This window comes from Nostoc sp. FACHB-133, assembly GCF_014698055.1.
Classification (GTDB): Bacteria; Cyanobacteriota; Cyanobacteriia; order Cyanobacteriales; family Nostocaceae; genus Nostoc.
In genome coordinates this window covers 26,906-51,193 of sequence record NZ_JACJSH010000028.1, presented here as the reverse complement: position 1 = coordinate 51,193, position 24,288 = coordinate 26,906, and the positions used below count along the sequence as shown (strand labels likewise).

Below are 24,288 nucleotides of genomic sequence, written 5' to 3'. Positions count from 1 at the left end.
AGATGTTAAATTTATAATCTAAGAACAACTGTTTAAATATCCACCGCAAGATTAAATTGTCAAAAAAGTGGTTGCTTCTTTTGAAAGAGGTTATGCTATTTGCAAATTTCAGACTTGTTAAAATATAAAAATGTTAGAAAAAATTATTTATTTAGAGATTTATTTAAAATAACCTTACATTTGTAAATATATATATATATATAGGATGGAAGTGATAATATTTAGCGTGCCAAAAACTAGGCATATCCCAGATCAACCAAACATCATACATTTAGTTTAGATAGTTAGAACATAATCGAAATAGTCTGAAAAACAGAAATAGTTTAAATACCTGCCTGGAATAATGTTTAACCGTTTGAAGATTGGAACCAAGATTGGAGTAAGTTTTGCCTTGAGTTTGGCAACTCTGACCACCATTGGTCTAATCTCCTACCAAAGCACGAACGATCTAATTGAAACTTCGCGCAAAGAAACCCATACCTACCAGGTGCTAAGTCAGCTTGAAGACCTGAATCTGCAACTGACAAATGCTGAAACTGGTCAACGCGGTTACATTATTACGGGCGAACAGCGCTATTTAGAACCTTATAACGCTGCAATTGAATTACTGAATCAAAAAGTTAAGGAACTTCAAAAGTTAACAGCAGATAATCCCAACCAACAAAATCGACTTGATACTTTGCAGCCACTGCTAACTCAAAGAATGGCTGTAATGAAAGATGTCATTGAGCTACGGCAAAGCCAGGGTTTAGAAGCTTCCCAGAAAGCTATCTTGACAGACCAGGGTAAGCAGCTGATGGATCAGATTCAGAAAGTTATTCAGGCGATGAAAACTGAGGAGAATGCACTGCTGAAACAGCGCTCTGAGAGAGCAAGAGCAGCTGCCCGGCAAACGATCGCCAGTATTATTTATAGTATTCCTTTATTTTCTTTAATCTTAGGTTTAATCGGATTTGCCTTAACCAGACATATCTCAGCACCTCTAAAGCAAGTTTCTGGTTTGGCAGAAAAAGTGGCGGATGGAGATTTATCGGTAAGTTTACCAGATAGCGATCGCTACGATGAAATTGGCGTGTTGACGCGCACCTTCAACCAGATGATCGTTAATCTGCGAAATACAACTCAAAAAAATGAAGAGCAAAACTGGTTAAAGTCTAACTTAGCTGAATTTACCCAGATGCTCCAAGGGCAGCGAAATCTGGAAGCTGCGTCTAGCTTGATATTGTCGAATTTAGCGCCACTGGTTGGGGCATCACAGGGCGTTTTTTATGCAATGGCCTCTATAGACGATCAGCCAGTACTGAAGTTGTTGAGTAGTTATGCTTACAAAGAACGAAAAAACTTAGCAAATCAGTTTCGCTTGGGCGAAGGATTGGTGGGACAATGCGCCCTAGAAAAACAAAGAATCCTCCTCACAGAAGTTCCTAGTGACTATATCCGCATCAGTTCCGGCTTGGGAGAATCACCACCGCTAAATATTATTGTTTTGCCTATAGTCTTTGAGACGCAGGTGAGTGCCGTGATTGAACTTGCCTCTTTTGGGTCTTTCAGCCATCTGCATCTGACATTTTTAGAGCAATTGAGTGAAAATCTGGGTGTATTTTTAAATAATATCGCCTCACAATTGCAAACCCAGCAACTACTTGAAGAGTCTGTTGCTTTGACAGAAGAACTGCAAACTCAGCAAGAAGAACTACAACAGAGCAATCAACGTTTAGAAGAACAGGCGCACGAGTTGGAGGAATCACAATTTCTTGTCAAGCAGTCTAACGAAGAATTACAGCAACTAAATGAGGAGTTAGAAGAAAAGGCAGAACTGTTAGAAGTTCAAAATCGGGAAGTTGCTCGCAAGAACCAGGAAGTTGAGCGGGCGAGGAAGTCTTTGGAAGAAAAAGCTGAACAACTGGCTTTGTCTTCCAAATATAAATCGGAATTTCTGGCGAATATGTCCCACGAATTACGGACACCCTTAAATAGCTTGTTAATTTTAGCCAGACTGTTAGCAGATAATTCTCTTAACAACTTGACCGATAAACAGGTAGAGTACAGCCGAACTATTTACTCGGCTGGCACTGATTTGCTGGAATTGATCAATGACATTCTAGATTTAGCAAAAATTGAGTCGGGTACGATGTCGCTCGATATTGAGCAAATTGCTTTTGCAGATTTGGCGACATCTCTAGAACAGACTTTCCGGCAAGTAGCCCACAATAAAGAACTCAGTTTTACTATTGAACTGGATAATAAGTTACCCCCAACAATTTATAACGATTCCAAACGTCTGCAACAAGTGCTGAAAAATCTCCTAGCTAACGCCTTTAAGTTTACTGAACGGGGAGGCGTGAAGTTAGAAATTAGTATGTATTCTGACGCAGCCGAAATTGATAATCCGATGATTGCTTTTGCAGTTAGCGATACGGGTATAGGCATTCCAGCCGAGAAGCAGAAGATTATTTTCGAGGCATTTCAGCAGGCAGATGGCACAACCAGCCGCAAGTATGGCGGCACTGGCTTGGGTTTGTCCATCAGCCGCGAATTGGCTCAACTGTTGGGAGGGAGAATTGAAATAGTCAGCGAACCAGGGCAGGGAAGCATCTTCACTCTCTACCTACCCAGACGACAAGAAAAGAATAGTCAAAGTACTTTTACACCCCCTCAACCAATCACTATCCGCCCAGCATCGACTATAAAAGAACTGCCTTTGGTAGAAAACAGACCCACAACTGTGGACACTTCTCCAAGCACAAAAGTACTTACCACCTCTCCCCACGAAATTCCAGATGACCGGGAAATAATTCAACCGGGCGATCGCATTTTGCTAATTATCGAGGATGATGATAAATTTGCCCGCATCTTATTAGATATGGCTCGTGAGCAGGGCTTTAAGGCCATAGTTGCCTTACAGAGCAAACAAGGTCTAGCACTCGCGCAACAGTTTAAGCCCGATGCAATTATGCTAGATATTTATATGCCAGAAATGGATGGTTGGACGGTGCTGGATCGTCTAAAGCATAAGCCAGATACTAGGCATATACCAGTACATATACTTTCCGTAGATGAAAGACAGCAACGGGGATTACAGCTAGGAGCAATTACTTACTTACAAAAACCTGTTTCTCCAGAAGCGCTAACTCAGGTATTGACTGATATTAAAGGTTTTATTGAGCGTCAGGTAAGAAATCTCCTCATCGTAGAAGACGATCCCGTACAAGCCCAAAGTATTATCGAATTGATTGGTAATGGTGATGTCCAGAGTACAGCAGTGGGTACGGGAGCAGAAGCGCTGTTGATTTTGCGATCGCAGCACTTTGACTGTATGGTACTGGATCTTGGTCTGCCCGATATGAGCGGGTTTGCACTAATTGAGCAAATCAAGCAAGAACCCAGGCTGTTGAAACTACCAATTATCGTTTATACCGGCAAAGAACTCAGCCGCCAAGAAGAAACCCAACTGCGGGGATTAGCAGAGACAATTATCATTAAAAATGTGCGATCGCCAGAGCGTTTATTAGACGAAACGGCCCTGTTTTTGCATCGAGTGCAAGCAAATTTGCCCACACCAAAGCGTCAAATGCTAGAGCAACTACATCAAAATGACCCAGTGCTAGCTAATCGGAAAATTTTGATTGTAGATGATGACCTGCGGAATATTTTTGCCCTGACCAGCTTCTTAGAAAGCTATCAAATGCAAGTGCTGTTTGCTGAAAATGGCAGAGATGGCATAGAGAGACTGCAAACTAATCCCGACATCAATATAGTATTGATGGATATTATGATGCCAGAAATGGATGGTTACGAAACCACCCGCGCTATCCGCCAGCAACAACAGTTTCGCTCACTACCAATAATTGCTTTAACTGCTAAAGCTATGCCAGGCGATCGCGAAAAGTGCATTGAAGCTGGAGCCTCTGACTACATTACCAAACCTGTAGATACTGAGCAACTACTTTCACTACTCCGCGTTTGGCTGTATCGGTAAGGAGTCATCTTTTTTATTAGCCTTTTCCAAGAGGGCTTTTCCATACTCATTACATTCTAAAGAATCCTCAAAAACAGGAACTCCCATTTTTTCAAGATACCTTATGTATATTCCATTAAGTTGATCGTCTTCAACTAAAAATGTGACAATTTTCTTGTCATAAGATAAACAGTATATTATCCCACTATTTAATTTAGCTGTACCCCAGATATAATAATTTTCTATTAAACCGAACTGCGTAAGATAATCATGAATAAGCTCATCAGTGATCCCAGGTCTAGTCTTAATTTTAACTTTTTTAGCTTTCATGTTTTTAACTTCTTATGACAAGGAGGAAAGCCTCGTAGGGGCAGAGAGAGAAAGAGTTTTTTGAAAACCAGCTTGCCACCAGCCACCATCCAATCATCAATTCCTTTCTCAGTATTAGGCAGTTGCGCTACTTCACCTGACACCCTTGCATAAGTACATTAGCTTTCGTCTTCATCATTTTCCTGATTCGTGCAACAAAGCTTTTCTATAACTTCGTAAGGAACATATAAGACTTTTATTTGATTTTTGAAAAAACTCAGTACATATCTATTCCCTATTTCCGTTATTATCATTCAACTTTTGCATAAATTCTTGATGTTCAGTGGCAGCTAAACCTGTTTGTAACACAGATAACACCGTTGTCATTTCTCCTGACAGCAAAGCAGGTGTCGACAACCACAACCCTGGAAACACCTGACTACGAATAATTCCCTGCTCATCGGTTGGTAGCGAAACATACTCGTCCGCTTGCAGTTTAAACCAATCCAACTGATTATCTAATGTTCGCCAGACAATATACTCCTGTACTCCATTCCGCCGATAGGTGCGTTTTTTATCATGTAAATCGATAGCTGCACTGCTTGCTGCCACTTCTATCACCAGTTCAGGTGCGCCTTGGATATAATCATCCTCACTAATCAATGCCTGTCTGCCCGGAATGAATAGTACCGCATCAGGCTGTGGTTCATTATCCGGATCTAAACGCACTGTAGGTTCAATTCCCAGAACAAGGCCAGGCGTTGCCGTTTTATAGTTCCACAACCACCCGATCAGGTTTCCATGTGGTTCCCCATGACTTTTAATTCTGAGTGGCGATGCCATGATATACACAACTCCTTCAACCAGTTCAGCTTTTCTTAAATGCGGCATTGCCTGATAGCGACGCTCAAATTCGCAGCGAGATAAGCGATCGCCATTTTCCAGAGGTAAAACTGAAATCACTTTTTTAGGAGTTGCAACCATCCCTTTGTCCTCTTTGCCCAAATTGTCCAAACTGAATCAAACTATTCTAATTTGGCAGTGCTGCATCCATTTTACCAAGAAGGGGAAAAGGGGAAGGGGAAAGGGGGAAAGGGCAGGAATAAAGAACTTTTCCCCACAAGGTACAAAGCCCCTGTTTTTAAATATGGAGAACAAAAAAAGAAGATTTTACCAGACACGTAGTGCAATAAAAATCAGTGTCTTTATTTGAAACCCGTGCTTTTAAGTTCCTGGTTCCCTTTCCCCTTTCCCCTTTCCCCTTTCACCTTCTTCATCAAATCAAACAAAAGCCCACACTGCACCCAATCAAGGGGTCAGCGTGGGTAATTTATGCCTGTAAAACGAATGACAGTTTAGCGGAACATACTACTAACTGAAGTATCTTCATGAATCCGCCAGATAGTTTCTCCTAAGAGATTAGCTACTGACAACACTACTAGTTGAGGAAAACGATTGTTTTCTGGTATGGGGATCGTATTAGTGACAATAACTTCCTCAAACAAACCACTGGATAATCGCTCCACCGCTGGTGGGGAAAATACCGCATGAGTTGCACAGGCGTATACCTGACGCGCTCCTTCTTCACGCAGTAATCGCGCTCCTTCTGCGATCGTGCCGCCAGTGTCAATCATGTCATCCACCAACACTGCCGTTTTGCCTTTAACATCGCCGATGATATTTAACACTTCTGCAACATTATGTGCCTGACGACGCTTGTCAATAATCGCCAGGGGAGCATCATTTAGTTTTTTGGCAAATGCTCTGGCTCGTGCTACACCGCCAACATCGGGGGAAACAACCACAAGGTCGGGCAATTGCTTGCTTGCTAGATAATCCAGCAATACTGGAGAACCGTAAACATGGTCAAAAGGAATATCAAAATAGCCTTGAATTTGCGCCGAGTGTAAATCCATTGCTAGAACGCGGTTGGCACCTGCTTCGGTGATCAAGTTAGCAACCAGCTTGGCAGTGATAGACTCTCGTCCTGCCGTTTTGCGATCGGCACGAGCATAGCCATAGTAGGGAATTACTGCCGTCACCTGTCGCGCCGAAGCTCGACGACAGGCATCAACCATAATCAATAATTCCATCAAATGATCGTTCACAGGTTGACAGCATGGCTGAATTAAATAGACATCACAACCCCGAATTGATTCTTGGATTTGAACGTAAAGTTCTCCATCCGCAAATCTTTTGCGAATCATTGGGCCCAAGTCCATCCCGACATAACGAGCGACTTCTTGAGACAGCTGTAAATTGGCAGAGCCCGAAAACAGCCGCAAGCGATGATTATCAGTCATTCCTGTTGAAGATGCTTGCACTTTGAAAGTTGCAGAACTAAGAACAGCAGATCCTCTATTTGAATTCATAGCAATATTATCATTAGAGATTTAATAGATTTAACTGAGAAATAGCCTAAAAAAAACATCTGTGAGTTTTATTAAAGCTTCCATACAAAATTTAAGCATTTCTCCATAAAATTATCATTCGCTAACTGTCTAATTTTCTTTGGAAGCAAACCATTGATAGCTTAACTGATATCAAGTCCGTCCAGGAGATGTATAATTCAAATTTTTGAGTTGAGACAAATAACCTCAAGCTATCAAAGATTGGTGTACTAGATTGCTTCTTCTAAATACATCATTTATTACTGACAGTAAAGTATTTATAACTTTAAGTGGTATTGAAGGTTGTTCTTAGACAAGGAGCATTTGGAACTAAGTGTTTAAGTTGTATCCTATTATATTCTACGATACTAGCAATAAATAAGTAAACTGGCAGATTTAATTTTAAGTTTTAATTCACACAATAAAATTCCAGAATAATTGTATTTAAACAAACTCTCATAGGTGTGGTTTTCGTGCAAGGCTGACAGCGACAAGCTGCGCTAATTTTTGTTCTTCTTCCCCCAGTGATCTTCTGGGGAGCAATGCTCTAACAGTGAGATGGGTAACAGGGTAGGCAGGGGAAGAGAAAGAAATAAGTCTATTCATGGCTATTTCACTAGAAAAATTCCTCAAATCTTCTCTTTACTCCTCCTGCCCCCTGCCCCCTGCTCCACTTCGACTACGCTCAGTGACCACCTGCACCCTATATCGTGGACAGTTCCTAAAGTTGCATAAGACACTTGAAACGAGACTTTGCGTATACTCCTAACTGGGGGTATACCCATTAGGTAAGGTAGAATATCGCTGCATGTAACTGTGTCGCCTCTCAGACTTAATCTTAGTGGGTGACTTCCTCCTCAGTTGCTCCTACACTCAATCAATCGCTCATGCAACCACCCATTACAGTTGGCACTGTCTTGCAAAACCGTTACCGCATAATTCAAATTCTCGGACAAGGAGGATTTGGTAGAACCTATCTGGCAGAAGATCAGAGGCGATTTAACGAACTGTGCGCGATCAAGGAATTGATTTCAACAGCAACGGAGGCTGCGGCTTGGGAAAAGGCAAAGGAGCTTTTTCACCGAGAGGCTGCCATTTTATATCAAATCGAACATCCACAAGTCCCCAAATTTCGGGAAAGATTTGAGCAAGACCAACGCTTATTTTTGGTGGAGGACTATGTTGCAGGTCAAACTTACCGAGCTATGCTGGCTGAACGTCAAGCTGTTGGTAAAACCTTCACAGAGGCTGAAGTATTGCAGCTGATACAGTTGTTGTTGCCTGTTTTAGAGCATATTCACAGTCGAGGGATCATTCACCGAGATATCTCGCCAGAAAACATTATTTTGCGAGATAGTGACGCTAAACCTGTGTTAATTGACTTTGGGGTGGTAAAGGAACTAGCAACACGTTTGCGATCGCCAGAGAGCGCTATGCCCGAAACCACTGTGGGAAAATTAGGCTACTCTCCGAGTGAACAAATGCAAACAGGGGGAGCTTACCCTAGCAGTGACTTGTACGCATTAGCGGTAAGCGCGGTTGTTTTGCTGACTGGTAAAGAACCAAAAGATTTATTTGACGAAAACCAACTAACTTGGAATTGGCAGCGATGGGTAAAAGTGAGTCCGCGATTTGCTCAAGTTTTGAATCGGATGTTGAATCATATACCGAGCGATCGCTATCAGAGTGCTGCTAGTGTATCTCAAGCACTACAACCTTTAGAACAAGTCAGTCTTCCTCCTCTGAATGCGTCTAATTTGCAGACAATGGCTGTTAGCCGCCGTCCTGACTCAGTACCACCACCAGCTTCGCCGAAGAAACAACCCGATCCTGTAATTCCACCAAGTTCCACGAGTTCAGTCTTGGATAATCCGTTAGCGATCGCGGCAATTGCCACTGGTGTAGTTTTTGTCGCCGGATTTGGTTCTTGGGCACTGGTAAGTTCCATCCGCAGTCAGTCGAAACCATCATCAACTGAAACGCTTCCACAAAATTTCCCTTCACCAGTTATTTCTGGTGGTACTACATTCACAGCCACACCCACACCCACCACTGAACAACCTATTTCTAGGCGGCTCAATCTGGGAGCAAATAACACAGCCACAGTTACAGATACTCTCAAAACAAATCAAATCATCCGGTATACTTTTTTTGGGCAGAAAGGTGACAAGTTAACTGCGTTGATTGACCCAACAAGCAGCGTATTGCTCACAGTTTTAAGTCCCAATGAACAACCACTTGCTCAGAATACCCAGCCAATAACAGCTTATGAAGGCATATTGCTAGTTACTGGTAGACATACTATTGAGTTAACACTGGCTTCGGGGGTTGCCGAAAGCAATTACAACCTCAATGTTTCATTAGAAAAACCAGTCAAACCAATTCCCACAGAGACACCGATTCCCATTCCCACAGAAACACCCTTCCCAATTCCTACAGAGACACCCCTCCCAATTCCCACAGAGACACCGATTCCCATTCCTACAGAGACACCCCTCCCAATTCCCACAGAAACACCCTTCCCAATTCCCACAGAGATACCGATTCCAACTCCGACCACTGGTGAAACGCCAACCTTGCCGCCAGTTAATGAAACACAACCATTTTCTGGCCAAAGAAATTAATGTTAAACACACTACTGATTACTGGGACTGATACCGAAGCTGGTAAAACTGTTTTAACAACAGCCTTAGCAGCCTATTGGCAAAAATATTATCCGCAGCGTAGCTGGGGAATCATGAAACCGATTCAATCGGGGATTGGCGATCGCGAGTGGTATCAAAAGCTATTTGCGCTAGAACAATCCTCAGAGGAAATTACACCGTTATACTTTGAAGCACCTTTAGCCCCTCCCATCGCCGCCGCACGAGAAAATCGCCAAGTAGATTTAGCAATAGTTTGGCAAGCTTTGTCTAAGTTGCGATCGCAACGTGATTTTGTGCTTGTAGAAGCCTTGGGAGGTTTAGGTTCGCCAGTAACTGACGAGTTAACGGTAGCTGATTTAGCGGGAGAATGGCGTTTACCAACGGTATTGGTGGTACCAGTTAGATTGGGTGCGATCGCTCAAGCAGTGGCAAACGTTGCATTAGCTAGGCAATCGCGCGTTAATCTCAAAGGCATTATTCTGAACTGCGTACAACCTCGAACAGATGCAGAAATAGCTGACTGGACACCACAGCAATTAATTCAATCACTTACTAACATGCCAGTTTTAGGTTGCTTACCCTATTTAGATAATCTGACTGATTTAGATAAACTTGCTCAAATAGCATCAGATTTAGATTGGGAAACACTGACACTTTAAATTGGGGAGTGGTCATTGAAGAAAAACTAGCGAAGTCCAATCACTTTTTACAACTGATGCAGTCACAGTTTTGACATAACTCGGTAATGGCTTTGTCAATAAGACGTGCAATGGTAAGAAAAGACGAAATTAACCTAACTTTGGTGACACACAAGGCAGGATTTACCTGCCTTTTTTAATTTTTGGGACTAAAATAACACTTCATTAGCAGATTTCGTCTGGGCGAAATATGACTAGTTAAAAACGTTTTTAGAATAACCAAATAATATTTGTTGCCTAATACCATTTCTTTATGAGGCTGCGCCAAACCCTTTTAACTTCTTTCTTCCTTTGTGTCCTTTGCGTCCTTTGCGGTTCGTTTTTCTTTCTTCTTTCTTGTACTTAAATATGGTTTAGCGCATCTTCATACAGGATTAGTATAACGATACGCTGCGCGAACAGACGATATTTTGTATTTGCATTTAGATGTCAATACTGCTCGGGTAAAGCATTTTTAACTCGGAATTGGGTTTGGGGAAAAGGTTAAAGGGGAAAGGTTAAATGTTTTTTCTTTTCCCTTTCCCCTGCCCCTTATCCCCAGAGGGGACCCCACCTTCCCCTTTTCCCCAAAACCCGACAAGTATTGATTTAGATGTCATCCAAGTGCCATGTCTTAGTCACAGAAGCGTCACTAACATAAGTTACTTTGTCGGTGTTTGATTAAAAGTAAATTATTTACGCCTGATATCATGATGCTTTCTTTTGTGGTGGCGAGTGCAGTCTGTGGCAACGGTAGTGAAGTGAATCTAGACTTTGCTAACCTTAGCTGGATTGACGTGATTATTTTAGGCATCGTTCAGGGAATTACAGAACTACTACCAATTAGCAGTACTGCTCATTTGCGGATAGTACCAACTCTACTGGGACTGAAAGATCCAGGATCTGCTTTTTCAGCAGCAATGCAGTTAGCTAGCTTGACTGCTGTTTTAGTCTATTTTTGGCAAGACTTAAAAAAATTAACCGGAGAGACAGTTAGAGCAATTAGCGGACAAGATTATCAATCTAGTTCTTTGCAACTGATGTTGGGCTTATTGATCGGAACCTTGCCCATTGCCGTGGCTGGTGTGCTACTCAAACCAATTCTGAACGCTTGCAACTCACCGATGCGAGGGTTAGTAGTTATCGGTGCAGCTTCAATTATTATGTCAGGATTGCTAGCGATCGCCGAAAAACGTGGAGGACGCGATCGCACTTTTGACAACCTCAACCTCTGGGATGGCATTTGGGTAGGAGTTGCTCAAGCTTTTGCCCTGATTCCTGGCGTTTCTCGCTCCGGTTCCACCCTCACGGCTGGGTTATTTTTGGGTATGGAACGGGAGACATCAGCCCGATTTTCTTTTTTGTTGGGCTTACCAGCCGTGATTTTGGCAGGTGCCGTAGAACTCCATACTCTTACGAAAGCAGGGTTGAGTACGGCTGGTTGGTTGACTTTGTTGGTAGGCTTAATCTCGGCTAGCATTTCCGCTTTTGCTGCAATTTGGGGACTTCTGCGCTACCTGGAAAAACACAGCACCTTGATTTTTGTTTTCTACCGTTTGGCGATGGGTTTATTTTTGATTGTTGCTGTGATGGCTGGTTGGTTACAGAATTGATTTTAACTGGTAACTGGTTAAGAAGATTCTGATGATGATTCTTCGCCGTTTCCTACGATAGACTAAGTTAGCTGTACTTCAACTAGCTTGTCTTCATAATGGTTTCTACCTTTCCCAATTCCTCTTCTGTTGATCTATCTCGCATCCGGCTGGCAATTCGCTCATTGCAACCGCAATTAGTAGAGTGGCGGCGGCGATTGCATCAACAACCAGAGTTGGGTTTTCAAGAAAAGCTGACGGCTGAGTTGGTATCACAAAAGCTGCAAGAGTGGGGAATTGAGCATCAAACTGGCATTGCTCACACTGGCATTGTTGCCACCATCAAGGGTAACAAATTAGGTGCAGAGAAAGTTTTAGCGATTCGGGCAGATATGGATGCTTTACCAATCCAAGAACTTAACGAAGTGCCCTATAAATCGCAGCATGATGGAGTGATGCACGCTTGTGGACATGATGGACATACTGCGATCGCATTAGGTACAGCTTATTATCTCCAACAGCATCGGCAAGACTTCTCCGGTACCGTAAAAATTATCTTTCAGCCAGCAGAAGAATCACCAGGAGGCGCAAAGCCAATGATTGAAGCTGGAGTTCTGAAAAATCCTGATGTTGACGCGATTATTGGTTTGCACTTGTGGAATAATTTACCCTTGGGAACAGTAGGCGTGCGGGCTGGGGCGTTGATGGCTGCTGTAGAATGCTTTAACTGCACAATTTTGGGCAAAGGTGGACACGGCGCACTACCCCATCAAACTGTTGACTCTGTAGTAGTTGCTGCCCAAATCGTAAATGCCTTGCAAACCATTGTCGCCCGGAATGTTAATCCCATTGATTCAGCTGTGGTGACAGTGGGCGAACTTCATGCTGGAACCAAGCGGAATGTGATTGCTGATACAGCGAGAATGAGTGCTACTGTCAGATATTTTAATCCTAGTTTGAAAGGCTTTTTCAAACAGCGTGTCGAGCAGATTATTGCTGGAATTTGTCAAAGTCATGGTGCGAGTTATGACTTAGAATACTGGGCACTTTATCCACCAGTAATTAATGATATGAAGATGGCAGAATTGGTGCGAACTGTAGCAGAAGAAGTGGTAGAAACCCCGTTGGGTATTGTACCAGAATGCCAAACTATGGCTGCTGAAGATATGTCATTTTTCTTGCAAGAGGTTCCTGGCTGCTATTTCTTTTTAGGTTCTGCCAACCCCGCAAAAGATTTAGCGTATCCTCATCATCATCCCCGGTTTGATTTTGACGAAACGGCGTTGGGAATGGGTGTGGAAATATTTGTGAGATGCGTGGAGAAGTTTTTTAGTTGAGTGGGTGTAATTAGATGTTTTTTTACCCTGTTTAATTTACACCCAACTTTCCCAAGAAATTTCTCTTACTTGTCGCATTCGTTCAAAGTCGCTATCAGATGAAACAAGAGTCAATGAATGACGTAAAACTGTAGAAGCTATCCAGAGGTCATTTTCACTAATGCCTATGGTATTTAGTTTGGTTGTTTTACGTTTATTTTTTTCTTTTGGGCCGAATTGCTTGATAATTTCTGATTTAAAATCACCGTAGATTTCTGTTGTTTCTTTGTCGATCCCGTATAGGTTAATTCGTTTGAGAAATGCATTAATTTTTATTAAATTAGCAGCTTTTTGATGTGAGTTTTGTGCCATAAAGTGCAACTCACCAGCAACAATAACACTGGTTGCTAATTGTACCTGACCAAGCGATCGCAAGTGATTTACAACGCTAGGCACACCTTCCATCAAGAAGGAACAGTGATTAGTATCTAGTAGATACATAATTAAAATTCTAGAGGTATCCGACTGTCATGAACTAGTTGCAAGCATTCTCTAATATCTGAACCTTCCCAACTGCCCACAAATTCTAATAAATCTTCAGCAGTAGAACCTGTTAAGGTATGCTCTGTTGTAAGCATCTGAGCAGATTGGCTATCTGAAGATATGCTGTTTGTTTGATGTTTGGCTTGCAAAAATTGCACGAAGTCTAAAATTTCTTGTAATAATGGTTCAGGTAATTTTTCTAATTCTTGGTTAATTTGTTCTTTAATAGTCATTATTACCCCTGTGTTTACATGGTTGAAAAACTGGGTATTGATTTATATATTATCTAACGTTGATTGCAACTTTTTGTGTTTGCCAAGCGTGCGCCTTAGTGCGTCACCTATTGAACCATCAAGGCTTCGTGGAATAAATCTTGTTCACAAAGTTTTACAAATCTCGAAAACTTTTATAGATTATAACTTGCAAATTTGGACGCGAGAGAAGAATACTTCTCGTCCAGTTTGTAGTGATCGATGCGGGGAGATGATCTTTAGGTTAGGGTTGACGGGGAGATGACCTTTACAGGCAAGAAGCGAATAGGTTGTATATTAGCTGTCCGTCTTGCCAGAACATAGCCCAGATTTATTAATGCTAATGTTGATTGTGACACGCTTTTTGTGAGTTATCGTGGTTGGCGTTGCTGAATAAGCTCACGCAGAGGCGCAGAGAGGAAGGTTGAGGTCTTCTGGCTACTGCTGAACTAACTATTGGAGTCGCAAAAGCTACTAATGTGACTTAAAAACCAACTATTGGAGTCGCAAAAGCTACTAATGCGACTTGAAAACCAACTATTGGAGTCGCAAAAGCTACTAATGTGACTTGAAAACCAACTATTGGAGTCGCAAAAGCTACTAATGTGACTTGAAAACTAACTATTGGAGTCACAAAAGCTACTAATGCGTCTTGAAAACTAACTATTGCGTAGGCGTAGCAGGCTTTTTGTCCAGAAGCCCAAGTCATTAGTTGATTATCTCAGAGACTTGTATTAATTTTTGCATATAGCAATTTTCCTGTGGATGTAATACAGCTGATCTCAACAAATGTTCTGTAGCTTGTACCCTGACATCTAATAGTGAAGCTGTTATGCTTCAAAAAATATAATATGACGCGATCGCAAAAGTTGTGTTATAAAAACGGGCAAAGTCTTACAAAATACGAAAATATTTACTGTGAAGCTTTTTCGGTAAATGCGTAATTTCTACATCAATGGCATCAAATGCTACTGTCAGCAATCGAGCTTTAGCGTTTAATCATCAGTAATCTTTAAAAAATTGCAAAAATAATGTTAAGTATACCTATTAACTTAAATTTACCTCGTATACCCCATTTAGTAACTTCTTTACCTGGTCCTCGCGCTCAAGCAATTGTACAACGCGATCGCGCGGTAACTTCCCCTTCTTACACCCGCGATTACCCATTAGTTGTATCTCGCGGCCAGGGCTGTATGATTGAAGATGTGGATGGCAATGTATTTCTGGATATGACCGCAGGTATTGCCGTTACCGCCACCGGACACGCCCACCCGGAAGTCGTCAAAGCAATTCAGGAACAGTCGGCGCGTCTGCTGCACATGTCAGGGACGGATTTTTATTATGAACCGATGGTGGAACTAGCGGAACAACTAGCGATTCGCGCCCCTTTTCCTCAACCACAGAGTAACAGTGCATTCCCTGCAAAAGTATTTTTCACCAATTCCGGGGCAGAGTCAAACGAAGGAGCGATTAAACTAGCTAGATATTACACCAAGCGATCGCTAATTGTGGCTTTCTTAGGTGCATTTCACGGACGTACTTATGGGGCAATGTCTCTCACGGGTTCTAAAGCAGTGCAGCGAGCAAATTTTGGGCCTTTAGTTCCTGGGGTAACTCATATCCCCTACGGTACTCACGCCAGCTTAGATTACCTGGAAAAACAGCTATTTGGGACAATTTTACCACCCCAAGAAGTAGCCGCAATTGTAGTTGAAGCAATTCAGGGAGAGGGAGGGTATATCGTACCAGAGGATGGTTTTTTAAAACGGATTCGGGATATTTGCGATCGCCACGGTATTCTGATGGTAGTGGATGAAGTGCAAGCGGGAATGGGGCGGACTGGTCGCTTATTTGCGATCGAGCATTGGGGTGTGATGCCTGATATTATTACCACTGCTAAAGGTATTGCTAGTGGTCTGCCATTAGGAGCGATACTTGCCAGACCGGAGTTAATGACTTGGCCTCCAGGTTCTCACGCTACCACATTTGGCGGAAATCCCGTAGCTTGTGCTGCTGGTATTGCCACACTGCAATTGCTGGAAAGTGGTTTGATGACCAACGCTACCCAGATGGGAGAATTCTTACAAGCTAGTCTTACCCAGTTGCATCAAAGATTTCCCAGAGTATCGCCGCCACGAGGTAAAGGTTTGATGGTAGCCGTAGATTTATTGGATGAACAGGGTAATCTCGATCATAAATTGCGCGATCGCATTATTCAAGAAGCTTTTTTACGCGGTTTATTATTGCTAGGTTGCGGTAAAGCGGCAATTCGTTTCTGTCCCCCTCTAGTTATCGACAGCGACCAAATTCAAATCGCCCTTCAGATTATCAGTGATATTTTAAGTTCTTAAAAGATGACCAATGACAAATGACAAATGACAAATTTATATGAAACCAGAAATAGCCTTAAATTTATGGAAATTACTTTGGCAAGAATACAGCGCCAGAGTAAATCATGCCCGTACCTACCAGCAAATGATAACTACTGCGGGTGGGACTGTCGCCAACGACCACATCGCCTTTCGGTCTTTGCGTTTATTAGTAGATAGTCCGCAGGGTCAACTTAATTTAGGAATTGACTATCTCGCACAATTTGCAGAAGCTTTGGGTTACGTGGCAGTTGGAGAGTATAATTTTGCTCAAACTCATCTATATGCCCGTCATTATCGCCATCCACAGCAAGATGAATTTAACTTACCCAAACTCTTTATCAGCGAGTTGATTGTTGATGAACTGCCTGCTAATATTGCTCAACTCATCTCTCAAACAGTATCTGCAATCCCACACCAACTAACCTCACCCGTTACTCTTCTCAAAAAAGACGCGGAGATTGAAACCATTGCCAAACAACTTCAGCAAGTCTTCACCCGTCCTTGGCTACCTCCCAGGCGTTCTGTTGTGGAAGAGGTCAATCAGGTTACTCAGTATGGGGCTTGGGTGTTGCTGCACGGATATGGTGTCAACCATTTTACAGGCTACGTCAACGGACAGAAGACTCCAAAATATCCAGATATTGATACTACCGCTAGTGGTTTGGCTCATCTGGGTGTACCAATGAAAGCAGAGATAGAGGGAAATGTTGCCTGTGGTTTGCGGCAAACTGCAACTCAAGCTGTAACAGAAATGGTGACAGTGCTAGATGATAACAGTGGCGCAGAAATTCAGATCCCTTGGACTTACGCTTATTATGAAATTGCACAGCGTTATCTAGTCGAAATCGAGCCTGGAAAGCAGATACTTTTCGATGCTTTTTTAGGAAGTAATGCCCAGCAATTGTTTGAAATGACTCGTCTATCTAAATAAACCTCATCTATGTTGAAACTTACCTTTGTGTTGCCCACTATCATGATTAATAGGTGCAACACCAACTAAACGAGAGATTTATTTGGCAGTTAATTGACACAAATCTGAAAAGGGATAATGAACCAAAATGATGTCATTTTTAGAGTAGTTGGGCATAAACATCATCCTCAGTATTATCCCAAACTGATGAGAGTGATGTTTGACTGGTTTGAAGCCAAAATTCAGTTTCATCATCAGGAAGCAGCGTCACTAGCACTCTTGTTTCTTCCGGTAATTCCTCTGACTACCAGCAATTCGATTTTTCCATTCCGAACAGTAGCCCAAAGCGTTTTTAGCATATCTGTTTTATGAATAGTCATGCTTTAATTTTATGCTTCGATAGTTGATGAGGAGCGATGTCTACGACAGGCTACGCCTACGCTTTGTAGAAAACTTCAAAAATAAAGCGTAGACGCGTAGCGGATTGTCGTCAGACATCGCCTGTTATGGAAGAGTAAATACGTTAGCGTAGCTTACCGTAGGTATTGCCTGACAGAAAACCTCAAAAATAAAGCGTATCGTATAGCGGCTTGTCGCTAGACATCGCCCGTAATTATAGTGTTAGGTTCGCGTCTGCCACGATTTTGGATCTCTGCGACCATGAAAAACTGCCGTCACTATTACTCGACTCGACACAATCCGATAGTACACAGCATAGGGAAATCGTCGCACTACTGCGCGTCGAATATCAGCGTAGACAATTACATAGGATTCTGGCATCTGAGAAATTCGATTCACCGTTTCGTCTACACAGTCTAAAAACTCTTCACCCAGACCGGGTTTCTAGCTCTCGTACCAACTGTGCGCCTCATTGAGTTCTTCTCGAACCTCTGGGCGAAACACCAAGACATAATTCATTGCTGCCCCTTAATTGATGCTTTGATTTCCTCCCAAGTCAGCACATTATCTGGATTTGAATCATATTCAGCAGTTCGACGATCAAGCTCTCGCTTTTGTGCATCGGTTAAATCAGGGTAAACTTGCTCTGCTGCGATGCTATCCCAAATTGCCTGCACAATACGGATTCTATCTTCAACACTAAGAGTTGCGATTTCGTTCAAAGTAGCTGTGATATCCATGCTGATTAACTTGGAGTGAGGAAGCAACTGGTACACCTTAAATATAGCGGACAAGATTTTGTCCATCAAATCAAACGCTACACCTGCCTTGATGCCCAACAGAGCGATCGCCTTACAGAAAACCTCAAAAACGAGGCTATCGCCTGTTGTAGAAGAGTGAGCGATCAGACTTACAATTTCTGTAGGTAACTACTAGCGCTGTAGTATTTCCCTATAACAGGACTTTAAGCAATAAAACATGCTATTTATGACTACTGTTTCAAATACTAATTACTGGTTATACTACAGGTTTAGGCAATGGCAGTTGTATTCTGATTTTTATGGATTATGAGTCAGCATTTAGATTATGTTACGGTTTTTTACTAACAATCGCATCAATATATTTTTGGTATGCTGATTGTTTATCAAGTTTTATATTCAATAATTCTGATAACTCTTCGATTAGTTGTACAAGTTGAGAATTGCTATCACATCGTAGAGCATTTAGCGATTTCAATGGATCTTTAACAAGATCATTGCTCATATCTGGGGCTAGTAATGGAATGAGTTGCTTTTTCGCTCCCCAACGTGCTCCAAGTTCAAATAAGACATATTGTGATTGAAAACTCGCTTGGGAAAGCACTCCTATAAACACATGAGAATCATAAACTTCTTGGCGAAGCTGATCGTTGAAATTTGCACCCCCAGGCAATCTGTAGCCATCCAAGCTTGTACATCTTATCTCCTTGGAAGGAATATTTAGTGAAGCCCTAAAAAGTTCGACAAGCTTTGAAACAAGCTCTTTATCACTAGAGCTATGACTGATAAATATTTTTATCATATTCTCGCTGTCCTTTCTCTCATATTCTAAATTATTCATAACCTCATTTTTCTGCCTTTGAACTTCTTGGTATTGTCTTTCGATATATTGAACTTTTTTGCAAAGATTAGGGTAATAGTCTCCATGTTTATCAAAATATTTTTTAAGGCGCTCAAGGATTATCTTATCAGGCTCAATTAGTTTTTCAGAAATATCACTAATAAATCTTTCTTGAATATTGTATGCCCTTAAGCTATCTTGTATAATTGCGACTGATTTAGTTAAATAAGCTTCCGAGATTTTGGTTTCAAAATAGTTAAATATATTTTCAGCACTTTGTTTGGTAAAGTTGGATTCATTTTTAATCTCAATACTATTTTCTGTATACGTTTTTAGCTTTTCTATTTTAAATTCAAACGCTCTAAGCAATACTTGAAGAATAAATGTCTTCACTATGAAAGTACATGCATGATCTGAGTCTGGAAAACTATTTGGAAGATCCTTAAGTTCAAGTGTATAATTTCGCACTTCCATAGAGGTTAATGAACTCTCTACATACGATATATTTTGCTGTAAAATTCGACTTTCAGAAGCTGTAATTCGAGCTATTAACTGTCTTGCATTAACTAGCCATTCTTGAGCTTCGAGAACTATTTGCTCTTTGTTTATTTTATTATGTGAACTAAAAAAATTAAACATATATGTAAGCTTGCTCGTTTTGCTTGCAACTACATCTCATACTCGACCACTAATATTTCCCAAAAAACTCAATTTACTAAGTGTCTCATACTCGTCCGCAATTCAACAAGATTGCGATTTTGAAGTTTGAATAAAAGGATCAAACCCTTTTGAACTCCATGAAATTTTTTGGCAAATGGCAGACTAAGTATAACTATATTAATCTACATCAAGTTTATGTATTATTATTTAATACAATACCATTTATAAAAATTATAACGATTAAGCTCTTGTCTTTTTTCACATCCCGTGAAAAATCACTTAAATGCAGAAGGCACGGTATCGGTATAACCGTGCCTCATACCTTATTGGTTATGATGTATCAACCTACTCTATCCCTTCAATCCGGTCTTCAACTTCTTGGTACAACTCGCGCAGACGATCTAAATTCTCCTCGCTAGTCTCCCAATAACCGCGTCCATTCACTTCCAACAAAGTTGATACAATCTTGCGGAAAGAATGAGGGTTGAGGTTTAACAACCGCTTCTGCATTTCTTCATCCTTGATGAAGGTTTCGTTAGTATCCTCATAAATCCAGTTATCCACAGCGCCGGCTGTCGCACTCCAACCTGTTGTATTCACCAACCGCTTGGAGAGTTCGCGCACACCTTCGTAACCGTGAGACAGCATCCCCTCGTACCATTTGGGATTTAATAATTTGGTACGCGCATCCAAACGCACGGTTTCTGATAATGTCCGCACTTGGGCGTTAGCTGTGGTTGTATCTGCAATATAAGATGCTGGTTTTTTACCATCACCCCGCAGACTTGCCACCAGCTTAGTGGGATCTGAATCAAAGTAGTGGGAAACATCCGTTAAGCTAATCTCAGAAGAATCCAGATTTTGGAAAGTTGCATCAGCAGTTTTTAATGTACTTTCAAAAATCTGCCGGGATTCGTCCATGATTCCGGGGTTATCGGAATTGAAGGAGAAGGATTTCCGGTTGAGATACATTTCCTGCAACTCGGCTTCGCTATCCCAAGTGCTGTTTTCTACCGCCAAGTTGATATTTGACGAGTAGGAACCAGAAGCATTGGAGAAAACGCGAGTCGCTGCTTGACGCAGATTAATCCCCATATCTTCAGCTTGCTGCAAAGCGTGTTTGCGAACAAAGTTCATTTCTAAGGGTTCATCCGCCTCAGCCGCCATCTTCACCCCTTGGTCTAGCAGGTTCATTTGGTTGATGAACAAGTCGCGGAATACACCAGAACAGTTGATTACCACATCAATTCTGGGTCGTCCCAACTCTTCTAGAGATATCAATTCCAACTTGTTCACCCGTCCCAAGGCATCGGGAACTGGACGCACGCCCACCATCCACATAATTTGCGCTAGGGATTCACCATAAGTTTTGATGTTATCGGTTCCCCAAAGAACGCAGGCGATGGTTTCTGGCCATTTTCCTTCATTTTCTGCCTTGTTACGTGCCAAAAGCCGATCTACAACGATTTTGGCTGATTGTACTGCTGCTGTTGTTGGGATGGATTGCGGATCTAAAGCATGGATATTCTTACCCGTGGGCAATACATCCGGGTTGCGGATGGGATCGCCACCAGGACCAGGTAGGATGTATTCACCTTCCAAACCTCTGAGTAATGCTCCTAGTTCGTTGTCGGCACAAACTTGCTCTAGGCAGAATTCCAAATACTCAAATAGGGGTTTTAGGGCTGCGTTATCGACTTTGGGATAACCTGCTTTATGCAATGATTCTACCCAAGGTTCTTTTTTGCCCATGTTGAAGAAATTCAACCGGGAAACCAGAGAAACTCGTCCTTCAGCGTCTATTTGCTCTTGGACAAGGGCGGTAACTGCTGCACGGGTTGCCAAGGTGATGTCTTGGAGTAACTGGACATCTTCTAAAATGCCTCTGTCGTTATTTTGGTAAATATCGTCAATGTTACGTCCAAGGCTGTTAGCGATAATTCCCGGCAAGCCTTGAATTCCTTCTTCTTGACGATCTAGACTAGCAATGTTGACGAGAGTTGCGATCGCTTCTTCTGCACTTGGCGGTTTCCCAATGACGTGCAAACCACAAGGCAACAACCGCGACTCGATTTCCATCAACTTGCGGTAGACGTTGCCAACAATATTATCGCGCTCATCGGTACTCATGTCTCTAGCATCGGTTTCTGGCAGGTGAATATCCTTATCCAGATTCACGATCCGGCATTTATCCATGATGCTGTTGACAATGGAAACACCGCGTCCACTATCTTTCAAGGTTTGGTAGGAAGCAATTAATTCGCTGAGTTCCTTCAAACCTTTATACAAACCAGCATTTTCTGCCGGTGGTGTCAAGTAAGAAATTGTTTCGGCGTAACTCCGACGTTTGGCAATTGTCGCTTCACTCGGATTATTCGCTGCGTAGTAATACAGGTTGGGAATTGAGCCAATCAAGTTATCTGGATAACAATCACCAGACATCCCCATCTGTTTACCTGGCATGAATTCCAAGGAACCGTGTGTACCAAAGTGCAGTACAGCATCAGCTTTCCAAACTTGCTCTAGGTAAGTGTAGTAGGCAGCAAAACCGTGGTGAGGACTAGCTGAACGGGAGAATAACAGCCGCATCGGGTCGCCTTCATAACCAAATGTAGGTTGTACACCGATGAAAACGTTACCAAATTGCTTACCATAAATCAGCAGGTTTTGCCCATCGCTGTTGAGATGTCCAGGAGGTGGGCCCCAGTTTTCCTCTAGGCGTTGAGAGTAGGGTGTCAGCGCCTCATACTCTGGAACCGACATTTTGTAAGCAACGTTCAGTTCTGGACTGTTGTACTGCGCTTGAGCGTCATGGATGACTTCTTGCATCAACGCTTCGGCGGATTCTGGCAATTCTGGTAAGTCGTAGCCGTTATTTTTAAGGGCTTTCATCACCTCGTAGATGGAGCCGAATACATCCAAGTAAGCGGCGGTTCCCACGTTGCCTTTATCTGGCGGGAAGCTGAAAACGGTGATGGCGACTTTTTTATCTAGCTTCGGCTTGCGGCGGAGGTTAGCCCATTTTAAGGCGCGTTCGGCTACAGCTTCAACCCGATCGCGCAGTGCGATCGCTTTGCCTGTAGTCCCATCTCTACCCGATAATATAATCGGCTCAATTGCTCCATCCAATTCAGGAATTGCAATTTGCAAAGCTACTTGAATTGGATGTAACCCTAAATCGCTATCCATCCACTCTTCTGTGGTTTGGAATACTAAGGGTAACGCCACCATGTAAGGACGATTTAAGCGTTTGAGTGATTCAATTGCTTTGGGATGGTCTTGTCTAGCTGGACCACCCACTAAAGCAAAACCAGTCAGCGATATCACTGCATCTACTAACTGGATGTTGGTAGTCGGTTCGTAGAAGTAAGCATCAACAGGCTTGGAGAAATCCAAACCACCAGCAAACACAGGTAATACCCGTGCGCCTAGTGCTTCCAACTCCTGCACCATTGCTACATAATGGGCATCATCCCCTGTAACTAGGTGAGTGCGTTGCAATACTAACCCGACACAAGGAGCTAGGGGATCTTTTAGATCGCTAGAAATATCCTTACGAGCTGTATACCAATTGAGGTATTCTCTGACATCTTCAAACATATTGGGAGCTAAAGGATGCCAAATCCCTAAATCGGGATAAACCACCGGCTGTTCGTATGTGGAAGGTGCAAAATTTTGTTTTTCTAAACCTTTAAATACATATTTATCAGCTAGCATCAGCAAGAAGTTTTCCAGGTTTTCTGGGGAACCACCTAGCCAATACTGAAAACTGAGCATGAAATTTCGGGCATCCTGTGCCTTGTCCATTGGAAGGAACTTCAGCACTTGCGGCAGGGTTCGCAAAAGCTTCAGCATCCCATCTTGGAATCCGGCACCGGATTTTTCTTTGCGTTTCCGCATGAATTGGGCGATCGCACTTTTTGACTGACCCAATTGTGCTAGAGAAAAGCTGCCCATTTTACTCAGGCGCATTACCTCTGGCATGGAGGGAAAGACAACAGAAACGTCCAGATGATCGCGGTGTGGTTCTACTGCTGCTACAACTTTCTGTGCTAAGTCTTCGATGAAAATGAGGGAAGCGATGAAGATATTCGCATTCTCAATTTCTCGTTTGAACTCCTCGTAATTTTCGGGGTCGCGGAGTTCCTCAATCAAGTACCCGCTGATTTCAATCGCCAAGTTGGGATTGTTCGCGTTAATAGTGCGAACTGCTTGCGACAATGCGCTCTGGTACTGGGACTCAAGCACGACATAGACCACCTTGATTAAACTACGTCCGCGTAAGTTATCAGGCGCAATGTGTCTAATGGTGGACTTGACGTGTGTGAACATGCTTCTTCGGCTCCTTTGATGCGTGTTCTCTGAAGGAAGTTCCTAGCGGCATCATCAGCCACAGGTAACTTGTGATCTTTAGGCAATATCTGTTTTTTATCAGAAAACGCTTGCCCAGTAGGCATTTTATCCCTTATATGACACAAATCGATATAAAAAACGAAATATTTCTTTGTAATTGTTGACTTTACATAAAAGTACTTGCTCACAAACTTGTAAACTTTTTGTAATATATTTTTATAGTTAGATAGCTATTTATCTATATTATTGCAGCTAAAAAACAAAACCCGCACAAGCGGGTTGTAAAATTTTGATGTTTGGCTAAATGCTTAGGC

Annotated in this window: 18 protein-coding genes; 8 read left to right on the top strand and 10 right to left on the bottom strand. The window is 42.3% G+C overall.

Features of this window, described 5'->3' with window-relative positions:
- The first annotated feature begins 343 nt into the window (after positions 1 to 343).
- Positions 344 to 3,979, top strand: a complete 3,636-nt coding sequence (locus H6G86_RS22005) for a response regulator (RefSeq protein ID WP_190936090.1) — start codon at positions 344 to 346, stop codon at positions 3,977 to 3,979.
- On the opposite strand, the gene H6G86_RS22000 is transcribed toward H6G86_RS22005, so the two are convergent.
- From H6G86_RS22000 to H6G86_RS21990, 3 genes are all read right to left on the bottom strand, one after another.
- Positions 3,953 to 4,288, bottom strand: coding sequence for a hypothetical protein (locus H6G86_RS22000; protein WP_190936089.1), 336 nt, complete (start codon positions 4,286 to 4,288; stop codon positions 3,953 to 3,955). The genes H6G86_RS22005 and H6G86_RS22000 overlap by 27 nt on opposite strands.
- A 267-nt stretch (positions 4,289 to 4,555) precedes the next feature.
- Positions 4,556 to 5,251, bottom strand: a complete 696-nt coding sequence (locus H6G86_RS21995) for a Uma2 family endonuclease (RefSeq protein ID WP_190936088.1) — start codon at positions 5,249 to 5,251, stop codon at positions 4,556 to 4,558.
- Positions 5,252 to 5,622: 371 nt separating this feature from the next.
- Positions 5,623 to 6,639 carry a ribose-phosphate pyrophosphokinase gene (locus H6G86_RS21990; protein WP_190936087.1) on the bottom strand — a complete coding sequence of 339 codons (1,017 nt, stop codon included), beginning with the start codon at positions 6,637 to 6,639 and terminating at the stop codon, positions 5,623 to 5,625.
- Between the two features lie 905 nt (positions 6,640 to 7,544).
- Between H6G86_RS21990 and H6G86_RS21985 the strand changes: the two genes are divergently transcribed.
- The 4 genes from H6G86_RS21985 (at position 7,545) to H6G86_RS21970 (ending at position 12,908) form a co-directional block, all read left to right on the top strand.
- Positions 7,545 to 9,281 (top strand): serine/threonine-protein kinase, encoded by a 1,737-nt coding sequence (locus H6G86_RS21985; RefSeq protein ID WP_190936086.1) that lies wholly within the window; start codon positions 7,545 to 7,547, stop codon positions 9,279 to 9,281.
- Positions 9,281 to 9,961 carry a dethiobiotin synthase gene (bioD, locus tag H6G86_RS21980; RefSeq protein WP_190936085.1) on the top strand — a complete coding sequence of 227 codons (681 nt, stop codon included), beginning with the start codon at positions 9,281 to 9,283 and terminating at the stop codon, positions 9,959 to 9,961. The genes H6G86_RS21985 and bioD overlap by 1 nt, the downstream gene beginning before the upstream one ends.
- 728 nt (positions 9,962 to 10,689) lie before the next feature.
- Positions 10,690 to 11,592: an undecaprenyl-diphosphate phosphatase gene (locus H6G86_RS21975; RefSeq protein ID WP_114083845.1), complete on the top strand. Its 903-nt coding sequence runs from the start codon at positions 10,690 to 10,692 to the stop codon at positions 11,590 to 11,592.
- 98 nt (positions 11,593 to 11,690) lie between these two features.
- On the top strand, positions 11,691 to 12,908 hold the full coding sequence (locus tag H6G86_RS21970; protein ID WP_190936084.1) for a M20 family metallopeptidase: 1,218 nt from the start codon (positions 11,691 to 11,693) through the stop codon (positions 12,906 to 12,908).
- A gap of 36 nt (positions 12,909 to 12,944) precedes the next feature.
- Here H6G86_RS21970 and H6G86_RS21965 read toward each other — a convergent pair whose 3' ends face one another.
- The 3 genes from H6G86_RS21965 to H6G86_RS21955 form a co-directional block, all read right to left on the bottom strand.
- Positions 12,945 to 13,388: a type II toxin-antitoxin system VapC family toxin gene (locus tag H6G86_RS21965; protein WP_190936083.1), complete on the bottom strand. Its 444-nt coding sequence runs from the start codon at positions 13,386 to 13,388 to the stop codon at positions 12,945 to 12,947.
- 2 nt (positions 13,389 to 13,390) lie between these two features.
- A complete protein-coding gene (locus H6G86_RS21960; RefSeq protein WP_190936082.1) occupies positions 13,391 to 13,663 on the bottom strand; it encodes a DUF2281 domain-containing protein in 273 nt (90 codons plus the stop codon).
- Positions 13,664 to 14,165: 502 nt separating this feature from the next.
- The gene (locus tag H6G86_RS21955) at positions 14,166 to 14,390 is read right to left on the bottom strand and encodes a hypothetical protein (RefSeq protein ID WP_190936081.1); all 225 of its coding nucleotides are present in this window, start codon (positions 14,388 to 14,390) and stop codon (positions 14,166 to 14,168) included.
- A 322-nt stretch (positions 14,391 to 14,712) separates the two neighbouring features.
- Between H6G86_RS21955 and H6G86_RS21950 the strand changes: the two genes are divergently transcribed.
- The 3 genes from H6G86_RS21950 to H6G86_RS21940 all read left to right on the top strand — a co-directional run bounded on the left by H6G86_RS21950 (position 14,713) and on the right by H6G86_RS21940 (position 17,335).
- A complete protein-coding gene (locus H6G86_RS21950; RefSeq protein WP_190936080.1) occupies positions 14,713 to 16,032 on the top strand; it encodes an acetyl ornithine aminotransferase family protein in 1,320 nt (439 codons plus the stop codon).
- 37 nt (positions 16,033 to 16,069) lie between these two features.
- Entirely contained in the window at positions 16,070 to 16,984 is a 915-nt protein-coding gene (locus tag H6G86_RS21945) for a VOC family protein (RefSeq protein WP_190936079.1), read from the top strand.
- A gap of 117 nt (positions 16,985 to 17,101) precedes the next feature.
- Positions 17,102 to 17,335, top strand: coding sequence for a hypothetical protein (locus H6G86_RS21940; protein ID WP_190936121.1), 234 nt, complete (start codon positions 17,102 to 17,104; stop codon positions 17,333 to 17,335).
- Positions 17,336 to 17,584: 249 nt separating this feature from the next.
- Here H6G86_RS21940 and H6G86_RS38830 read toward each other — a convergent pair whose 3' ends face one another.
- From H6G86_RS38830 to H6G86_RS21920, 4 genes are all read right to left on the bottom strand, one after another.
- Positions 17,585 to 17,797 (bottom strand): type II toxin-antitoxin system RelE/ParE family toxin, encoded by a 213-nt coding sequence (locus H6G86_RS38830; RefSeq protein ID WP_277883654.1) that lies wholly within the window; start codon positions 17,795 to 17,797, stop codon positions 17,585 to 17,587.
- Between the two features lie 80 nt (positions 17,798 to 17,877).
- Positions 17,878 to 18,102, bottom strand: coding sequence for an addiction module protein (locus H6G86_RS21930; RefSeq protein WP_190936078.1), 225 nt, complete (start codon positions 18,100 to 18,102; stop codon positions 17,878 to 17,880).
- 349 nt (positions 18,103 to 18,451) lie between these two features.
- The gene (locus tag H6G86_RS21925) at positions 18,452 to 19,600 is read right to left on the bottom strand and encodes a toll/interleukin-1 receptor domain-containing protein (protein ID WP_190936077.1); all 1,149 of its coding nucleotides are present in this window, start codon (positions 19,598 to 19,600) and stop codon (positions 18,452 to 18,454) included.
- A 366-nt stretch (positions 19,601 to 19,966) separates the two neighbouring features.
- Positions 19,967 to 23,953, bottom strand: coding sequence for a magnesium chelatase subunit H (locus H6G86_RS21920; protein WP_190936076.1), 3,987 nt, complete (start codon positions 23,951 to 23,953; stop codon positions 19,967 to 19,969).
- Positions 23,954 to 24,288 lie beyond the last annotated feature (335 nt).

Bases quoted from the DNA above. Each gene is read 5' to 3' on its own strand.
- H6G86_RS21945 (WP_190936079.1), top strand. From the start codon at position 16,070: ATGAAACCAGAAATAGCCTTAAATTTATGGAAATTACTTTGGCAAGAA.
- H6G86_RS21940 (WP_190936121.1), top strand. From the start codon at position 17,102: ATGAACCAAAATGATGTCATTTTTAGAGTAGTTGGGCATAAACATCAT.
- H6G86_RS21975 (WP_114083845.1), top strand. From the start codon at position 10,690: ATGATGCTTTCTTTTGTGGTGGCGAGTGCAGTCTGTGGCAACGGTAGT.
- H6G86_RS21990 (WP_190936087.1), bottom strand. From the start codon at position 6,639: ATGAATTCAAATAGAGGATCTGCTGTTCTTAGTTCTGCAACTTTCAAA.
- bioD (WP_190936085.1), top strand. From the start codon at position 9,281: ATGTTAAACACACTACTGATTACTGGGACTGATACCGAAGCTGGTAAA.
- H6G86_RS22005 (WP_190936090.1), top strand. From the start codon at position 344: ATGTTTAACCGTTTGAAGATTGGAACCAAGATTGGAGTAAGTTTTGCC.
- H6G86_RS21985 (WP_190936086.1), top strand. From the start codon at position 7,545: ATGCAACCACCCATTACAGTTGGCACTGTCTTGCAAAACCGTTACCGC.
- H6G86_RS22000 (WP_190936089.1), bottom strand. From the start codon at position 4,288: ATGAAAGCTAAAAAAGTTAAAATTAAGACTAGACCTGGGATCACTGAT.
- H6G86_RS21995 (WP_190936088.1), bottom strand. From the start codon at position 5,251: ATGGTTGCAACTCCTAAAAAAGTGATTTCAGTTTTACCTCTGGAAAAT.
- H6G86_RS21950 (WP_190936080.1), top strand. From the start codon at position 14,713: ATGTTAAGTATACCTATTAACTTAAATTTACCTCGTATACCCCATTTA.
- H6G86_RS21960 (WP_190936082.1), bottom strand. From the start codon at position 13,663: ATGACTATTAAAGAACAAATTAACCAAGAATTAGAAAAATTACCTGAA.
- H6G86_RS21930 (WP_190936078.1), bottom strand. From the start codon at position 18,102: ATGGATATCACAGCTACTTTGAACGAAATCGCAACTCTTAGTGTTGAA.
- H6G86_RS21965 (WP_190936083.1), bottom strand. From the start codon at position 13,388: ATGTATCTACTAGATACTAATCACTGTTCCTTCTTGATGGAAGGTGTG.
- H6G86_RS21920 (WP_190936076.1), bottom strand. From the start codon at position 23,953: ATGTTCACACACGTCAAGTCCACCATTAGACACATTGCGCCTGATAAC.
- H6G86_RS21925 (WP_190936077.1), bottom strand. From the start codon at position 19,600: ATGTTTAATTTTTTTAGTTCACATAATAAAATAAACAAAGAGCAAATA.
- H6G86_RS21970 (WP_190936084.1), top strand. From the start codon at position 11,691: ATGGTTTCTACCTTTCCCAATTCCTCTTCTGTTGATCTATCTCGCATC.
- H6G86_RS21955 (WP_190936081.1), bottom strand. From the start codon at position 14,390: ATGACTTGGGCTTCTGGACAAAAAGCCTGCTACGCCTACGCAATAGTT.